The sequence below is a fragment of the Streptomyces sp. NPDC054813 genome, assembly GCF_053611365.1.
Genome location: NZ_JBSHAF010000002.1, coordinates 572,725 through 579,125 on the forward strand (window position 1 = coordinate 572,725; position 6,401 = coordinate 579,125).

Consider the following 6,401-nt stretch of genomic DNA (forward strand, 5'->3'; position numbering starts at 1 on the left):
CCATGTCGACCGCGAACCCCCAGCCGCTCTGGCAACCCGATCCGCAACGGATCGCCCAGGCACACATCACCAGGTTCCAGTCCTGGGCCGCGGAACACCACGGAGCCCCGGCCGAGGGCGGGTACCCGGCCCTGCACCGCTGGTCCGTCGACCATCTGGACACGTTCTGGAAGGCCGTCACGGAGTGGTTCGACGTCCGGTTCGCGACGCCCTACGCGCGCGTGCTCGGCGACCGCGCGATGCCCGGCGCCGAATGGTTCCCCGGCGCGACGCTGAACTACGCCGAGCACGCCCTGCGCGCCGCCGCCACCCGCGCGGACGAACCCGCGCTCCTGTATGTCGACGAGACCCACGAACCGCTTCCGGTCACCTGGTCCGAGCTGCGCCGCCAGGTGGGCTCCCTGGCCGCCGAACTCCGCACCCTCGGCGTCCGTCCCGGAGACCGCGTCAGCGGCTACCTCCCGAACATCCCACAGGCCGTGGTCGCCCTTCTCGCCACCGCCGCCGTGGGCGCCGTCTGGACCTCCTGCGCCCCGGACTTCGGCGCCCGCAGCGTCCTGGACCGCTTCCAGCAGGTCGAACCCGTCGTCCTGTTCACCGTCGACGGCTACCGCTACGGCGGCAAGGAACACGACCGCCGGGAGACCGTCGCCGAACTCCGCCGCGAACTGCCCAGCCTGCGCGCCGTCGTCCATATCCCACTGCTCGGCACGGCCGCCCCCGAAGGCGCCCTGGAGTGGTCGGCCCTGACCGCCGCCGACACCGAGCCCGCATTCGAACAGGTCCCGTTCGACCACCCCCTCTGGGTGCTCTACTCCTCCGGCACCACAGGCCTGCCCAAGGCCATCGTCCAGTCCCAGGGCGGCATCCTGGTCGAACACCTCAAACAGCTCGGCCTGCACTGCGACCTGGGCCCCGAGGACCGCTTCTTCTGGTACACCTCGACCGGCTGGATGATGTGGAACTTCCTCGTCTCCGGCCTCCTCACGGGCACCACGATCGTCCTGTACGACGGAAGCCCCGGCTACCCCGACACCGGCGCCCAGTGGCGGGTCGCCGAACGCACCGGAGCCACCCTCTACGGCACCTCCGCCGCTTATGTGATGGCCTGCCGCAAGGCCGGTGTGCACCCCTCCCGCGACTTCGACCTCTCCAAGGTGGGATGTGTCGCCACCACCGGCTCGCCACTGCCCCCCGACGGCTTCCGCTGGCTGCACGACGAGGTCCGCGACGACCTCTGGATCGCCTCCGTCAGCGGCGGCACCGACGTGTGCTCCTGCTTCGCCGGCGCCGTCCCCACCCTCCCGGTCTACACCGGCGAACTCCAGGCACCCGGCCTCGGAACCGATCTCCAGGCCTGGGACCCCAGCGGCAGCCCCGTCATCGACGAGGTCGGCGAGCTCGTCGTCACCAACCCGATGCCCTCGATGCCGATCCACTTCTGGAACGACCCCGACGGCAGCCGATACCACGACAGTTACTTCGACACGTATCCCGGCGTCTGGCGGCACGGCGACTGGATCACCGTCACCTCCCGCGGCTCGGTGATCATCCACGGCCGCTCCGACTCCACGCTCAACCGCCAGGGCGTACGGATGGGCTCGGCCGACATCTACGAGGTCGTCGAGCGCCTGCCCGAGATCAGGGAATCCCTCGTCATCGGCGTCGAACAGCCCGACGGCGGCTACTGGATGCCCCTGTTCGTCCACCTGGCCCCGGGCGCCGTCCTCGACGAAGCCCTGCTGAACCGCGTCAAGCAGGCCATCCGCGAACAGCTCTCGCCGCGCCATGTCCCCGACGAGATCATCGAGGTCCCCGGCGTCCCGCACACCCTCACCGGCAAGCGCATCGAGGTCCCGGTCAAGCGCCTCCTCCAGGGCGCGCCCCTGGAGAAGGCCGTCAACCCCGGCTCCATCGACAACCTCGACCTGCTGAGCTTCTACGAGGACCTGGCCCGCAAGCGCGCCTGATCCTCCCGGCAGGAGCGCTCACCCCGTGCGAGGCGATCCCGCGCTCGGCCGGCTCCCCGGCCGGCGTCTCGCGACGCAGCGCGTACGTCTCACGCGCGCGTGCCACCAACGCGTGCGTGCCACCAACGCGTGCGTGCCGGCGTCCGTCATCAACCCGAGCACCGTCTCCTGCGACAACGTCAGGAGCAGCAGCCCGTCGTGCCGGGCGAGCGAGACCGGATCACAGGCGGCCGCCGCCCACCTCAGGTCGGCGCCCAGGAACTTGCTCACCGTCCGCACATGCACCCACCGCTCGGGTCCCGCGGCGGCCAGCGAGTGCAGCGGGCGTCGGTCACCGAGGACGCGTGATCGTTCTCGATCACCAGGACGTCGGGTTCACCGCCGCCGAGATGCTCCACGCCGCCTTCTCCCGGGAACTCTCGGTCGCCCTGGCCCCCGACACCTACCTCGGATTCCACGGACTCGCCCAGGCCGCCCAGCGCAGCATCGGCCCACTCGCCGTCACCGCCGCCATCGCCACCGGCCCGCTCGGCTGGACAGCATTCGGCGCCACCATCGCTTTGACCTGCGGAATTCAGAATCGCCTTGTCCGCGATCGGCTTCCGCAACCAGCATTGTCAGAGGCGCCGGTTACGGTGAGTGAGCATTGATCGACTGCTCACAGGGGGAAACATGGCGCACACCGACCACCGGGCCATGCGACGCGTCCTGCGTCGCGAAATCGCCGGCACCATCGGCCTGCTGACCGACGAACACGACTTCCGCGCCATGCGGCGCTACCGCACCTTCACCTTCCACGACCACCCCACCTACCTGGGACAGATCGAAGCCCTCCTCAGGACCCGCGCCGCGGAAGGCACCCACACCACACTCGCCCTCTTCGACCCCGAGGACTACGCCGAGTTCTGCACGGCCACCGGACTCGACCCGGACAACCCCGCGACCCGCACCCGCTTCACCGCGGAACTCGCGGCCACCGGCGCCACCATCCCCTACGACGGCCGCCCCCTGACCGACCTCGTCGCCGACCTCGTCGACGAAGCGGTACGCCAGGCCACCTGGGAGTACGCCAGCACCCTCCTGGCCCGCCTGGGCCCCTGCCCCACCTGCGGCGAGGACATCGGGCGCGCCGCCTTCGCCCGCGCCTCCCACCTCCTCACCCGCATCCTCGACGCGGCCCCACCGGGCGACCGGCACCTCGTGTGCAGCGTCTCCGGACCACCCGAAACGCTGGTCACCGTCCTCCACGCCGACCGGGACAGCGAGGGCACCACCCGCCTCGACGAAGCCGAAGTCCTCGAATTCACCAGCGTCCTGGCCCTCGGCCTCGCCACCCGCAGCGCCGGCGGACTCGTCATGCGCACCAGCGCCCCCGGCACCTCCGACCGCGTCTACGGCTGGCGCCTGCGCGGAGGCCGCCTCGCACCCCTCACCGCGGCCGAGGTCTTCGACGCCTACTGCACCGACGTCGAATCCGGCGACCTCATCTCCCCGGAATCCGACGTCGACTACTGCGCACCACCTGACCTCGGCGACCAGGAGACGCCGCCGGGCCACCACCACTGAGACGCAGCGGGGGCGCCCCACCCGCAGGTGGAGCGCCCCCCGGAAGGACAGCCGATCAGGTTCGCGCCCGGCTACTCGCCGGACAGCACCGCCTGAGCCGCCGCGCGGGCCTCGTCCGCGCTGTCGGCGGCACGCGCGGCCAAGGCGGCTCGCTCGCACTGGGCCAGCGTGTACTTGGCCAGCGTCGCCCGGACGTAGGGAATCGACGCCGCACCCATGGAGAGGGAGGTGACACCCAGACCCGTCAGCACACACGCCAGCAGCGGATCGGACGCGGCCTCGCCACACACACCACAGCTCTTGCCCTCGGCCTTCGCCGCCTCGGCGGACAGCGCGACCAGGTCGAGCAGCGCGGGCTGCCACGGGTCCTGCAGCCGGGACACCGCACCGACCTGACGGTCCGCGGCGAACGTGTACTGCGCCAGGTCGTTCGTGCCCAGGGACAGGAACTCGACCTCCTGGAGGATCGAACGCGCCCGCAGCGCGGCCGACGGAATCTCCACCATGGCGCCGAACTTGGCCCGCAGCCCCGCCGCACGGCAGGCGTCCGCGAACGCCTTGGCGTCGGTACGGTCGGCCACCATGGGCGCCATGACCTCAAGGTAGACGGGCAGTCCCTCGGCCGCCTTCGCCAACGCGGTCAGCTGAGTGCGCAGCACGTCGGGGTGGTCCAGGAGCGTCCGCAGGCCGCGCACGCCCAGCGCCGGGTTCGGCTCGTCCGCCGGGGTCAGGAAGTCCAGAGGCTTGTCCGCACCCGCGTCCAGCACCCGCACGACGACCCGGCCCTCCGGGAACGCCTCCAGCACCTGACGGTAGGCCTCGACCTGCTTCTCCTCGGACGGCGCGTTCTTGCTGTCGTCGAGGAACAGGAACTCGGTACGGAACAGGCCCACACCCTCGGCACCGGCCGCCAGGGCCGCCGGCACATCCGCCGGTCCGCCCACGTTGGCCAGCAGCGGCACCTTGTGCCCGTCCGCGGTGACACCCGGACCGGTCGAGGCGGTCAGCGCGGCCTTGCGTTCGGCGGCCGCGGCCTCCAGCTCGGCCTTCTTCTCCGCACTCGGGTTCACGAAGATGTCGCCGGTACTGCCGTCGACGGCGATGACCGTGCCCTCGACAAGCTCACCGGCGCCCGGCAGCGCAACAACGGCCGGCACCCCGAGCGCCCGCGCCAGGATCGCGCTGTGGCTCGTCGGCCCACCTTCCTCGGTCACGAAACCGAGCACCAGAGTCGGGTCAAGAAGAGCGGTGTCCGCGGGCGCCAGATCCCGCGCGACCAACACGTACGGCTCGTCGCTGTCCGGGACACCCGGCATCGGAACCCCCAGCAGCCGGGCGACGATACGATTCCGCACATCGTCCAGGTCGGCCACGCGGCCGGCCAGGTACTCACCGGCTCCGGCCAGCAGTTCGCGGTACGCGGCGAACGCGTCGTACACGGCACGTTCGGCGGTGCTGCCGACGGCGATCCGGCGCTCCACGTCGGCCATCAGCTCCGGGTCCTGGGCCATCATGGCCTGCGCCTCGAGCACCGCCTGGGCCTCACCGCCGGCCAGGTTGCCCCGCGCCATCAGGTCGGCGGCGACGGCCTCCACGGCCTGCCGGGCACGCCCCGGCTCCCGCTCCGCCTCTTCCGCCGGGATCTGCTTGGCAGGCGGCTCCAGCACCGCCGTTCCCATGTGCCGAACCTCGCCGATCGCCACCCCGTGGCTCACGCCGACGCCTCGCAGCGTTGTCTCCATCTCACCCGTCTCCGATAGTGCGGCGGGCCCCGCCGCCGCGGTGGTTGTCGTGGTCGCCGTCCTCTCCGTCATACGACGGGACGGCGTCGGGGTCGTCAGTTCCAGACGAAGAGGCTGTCGCCGGCCTTCACGTCACCGTCGTCACGGACGTCGGAGAGGGAGTCGGCCGTGGCCTCCAGGGCCACGACAGGGCACACCGGGGACTTACCGGCGGCCTCGACCGCGGCCGGGTTCCAGCGGATGACGCCCTGGCCGCGGGTCACGGTGTCGCCCTTGTTGACGAGAAGCTCGAAGCCCTGGCCGTTGAGTTGCACCGTGTCGATACCGAGGTGGGTGAGCACGCCGTGGCCGCTCTCGTCGACGACGACGAACGCGTGCGGGTGCAGGGAGACGATGACGCCGTCCACGGGCGCCACGACCTCGGAAGGCTCTCGCGCGGGGTCGATCGCTGTGCCCGGGCCGACCATGGCCCCGGAGAAGACCGGATCCGGCACGGCGGCCAGTCCAATAGCGCGTCCTGCCAGAGGGGACGTCACGGTGGTCATGGGAAGCCTCCCGGAGATGGAGCTGCTTACGGGCCGTCACTACCTGTTCCGGACGGCACTGAGCAGCAGCGTATGTCATATGAAGTGGCGGTTCCGCATGGAAGCTACCAGGTAGTGGTCTAGACCACCAGCCTAATGGATTTGCACGGGCTCCGAGGGTCCGTGTACAGTCGTACTCCTGCTTGAGGCGGAGCGGCGCTAAAAGGCGTCCTCGCTCAGCAGCACCCAAATTTGTCAGATCCTAACTCGGGATCATCTTCCGCATGTCTGCGGGAGGGTGGTCAGAGGGCCGGAAAAACACTGATAGAGTTTGGAACACCGAAGGGAAGCCCGGAGGAAAGCCCGAGAGGGTGAGTACAAAGGAAGCGACCGTTCCTTGAGAACTCAACAGCGTGCCAAAAGTCAACGCCAGATATGTTGATACCCCGTCTCCGGCCATCATGGCTGGGGCGAGGTTCCTTTGAAGAAAAACACAGCGAGGATGCTGTGAACCACTGGATTATTCCTTCGGTGGTTCCGCTCTCGTGGTGTCGTCCCGATTACGGGAAAACATTCACGGAGAGTTTGATCCTGGCTCA

The 6,401-nt window shown here is 69.9% G+C and carries 5 protein-coding genes; 3 read left to right on the forward strand and 2 right to left on the reverse strand.

Features of this window, described 5'->3' with window-relative positions:
- Window positions 1–2 precede the first annotated feature (2 nt).
- The 3 genes from ACWGJB_RS05965 to ACWGJB_RS05975 all read left to right on the forward strand — a co-directional run bounded on the left by ACWGJB_RS05965 (window position 3) and on the right by ACWGJB_RS05975 (window position 3,536).
- Window positions 3–1,970 (forward strand): acetoacetate--CoA ligase, encoded by a 1,968-nt coding sequence (locus tag ACWGJB_RS05965; protein ID WP_453379010.1) that lies wholly within the window; start codon window positions 3–5, stop codon window positions 1,968–1,970.
- Window positions 1,971–2,314: 344 nt separating this feature from the next.
- Window positions 2,315–2,620 carry a hypothetical protein gene (locus tag ACWGJB_RS05970; protein ID WP_453379011.1) on the forward strand — a complete coding sequence of 102 codons (306 nt, stop codon included), beginning with the start codon at window positions 2,315–2,317 and terminating at the stop codon, window positions 2,618–2,620.
- A gap of 22 nt (window positions 2,621–2,642) precedes the next feature.
- Window positions 2,643–3,536, forward strand: coding sequence for a hypothetical protein (locus tag ACWGJB_RS05975; RefSeq protein ID WP_453379012.1), 894 nt, complete (start codon window positions 2,643–2,645; stop codon window positions 3,534–3,536).
- A gap of 71 nt (window positions 3,537–3,607) precedes the next feature.
- Here the strand turns inward: ACWGJB_RS05975 and ptsP are convergent, their stop codons facing one another.
- On the reverse strand, window positions 3,608–5,278 hold the full coding sequence (ptsP, locus tag ACWGJB_RS05980; RefSeq protein ID WP_453379013.1) for a phosphoenolpyruvate--protein phosphotransferase: 1,671 nt from the start codon (window positions 5,276–5,278) through the stop codon (window positions 3,608–3,610).
- Window positions 5,279–5,373: 95 nt separating this feature from the next.
- Complete coding sequence (locus ACWGJB_RS05985; protein WP_453379014.1) at window positions 5,374–5,823, reverse strand: PTS sugar transporter subunit IIA; 450 nt, start codon at window positions 5,821–5,823, stop codon at window positions 5,374–5,376.
- Window positions 5,824–6,401: the final 578 nt, after the last annotated feature.

Coding starts and splice junctions, on each gene's coding strand:
- ptsP (WP_453379013.1), bottom strand. CDS start 5,278: ATGGAGACAACGCTGCGAGGCGTCGGCGTGAGCCACGGGGTGGCGATC.
- ACWGJB_RS05985 (WP_453379014.1), bottom strand. CDS start 5,823: ATGACCACCGTGACGTCCCCTCTGGCAGGACGCGCTATTGGACTGGCC.
- ACWGJB_RS05975 (WP_453379012.1), top strand. CDS start 2,643: ATGGCGCACACCGACCACCGGGCCATGCGACGCGTCCTGCGTCGCGAA.
- ACWGJB_RS05965 (WP_453379010.1), top strand. CDS start 3: ATGTCGACCGCGAACCCCCAGCCGCTCTGGCAACCCGATCCGCAACGG.